The 523-nt window shown below is 33.8% G+C and carries 1 protein-coding gene; it reads right to left on the reverse strand.

Annotated features, from left to right (window positions below; genetic code table 11):
* On the reverse strand, nucleotides 1–255 hold a 255-nt coding region (locus QD409_RS35735; RefSeq protein WP_430765084.1), incomplete at its 3' end, for a branched-chain amino acid transport system II carrier protein.
* Between the last annotated feature and the right edge of the window lie 268 nt (nucleotides 256–523).

Here is a 523-nt window from a genome sequence, read left to right on the forward strand (position 1 = left end):
GATTAAAATAGCTTTCTGCATTTTGAGCATTCCGAGTCGTGCTTCCCTAATTAGTCCAAAAATATAATCACATATTCCTCCTATGATAGCTGGAAACAACCAACATAACCCAATATCGTACAAAGGTAAGAACCGAGTGAATATATTACTTAGTGAATCCACCTGCATACCTGTAGCTTTTAAGCCATCAAATACACTTACAATAAATGTAAAGAGCAAGCTACCTTGATATACTTCTGATTTTCCATTAAACATAGATATTTTTTCAACAAGTTAGACATAAAGCCATATTAAATTTTGTGAACAATTACACTTAAACTATCCCGCCCTGATTGTGACATAAGAGTGGTTATTTTCCTTTATTACAGGAATGCTGCCACTTTAGCGACATAATAAAAGAGCACCCTTTTATTTAGTAAACTCCTATTTAGCTTAAATGAAGGATCAAATATCTATATCTAATTTATACAGGAACGCTGCCAGGTTTTCACCATAAAAAAACCACCAACTTGGTGGTCAGTGA

This window comes from Rhizobium sp. BR 315, assembly GCF_050577975.1.
Classification (GTDB): domain Bacteria; phylum Pseudomonadota; class Alphaproteobacteria; order Rhizobiales; family Rhizobiaceae; genus Rhizobium; species Rhizobium miluonense.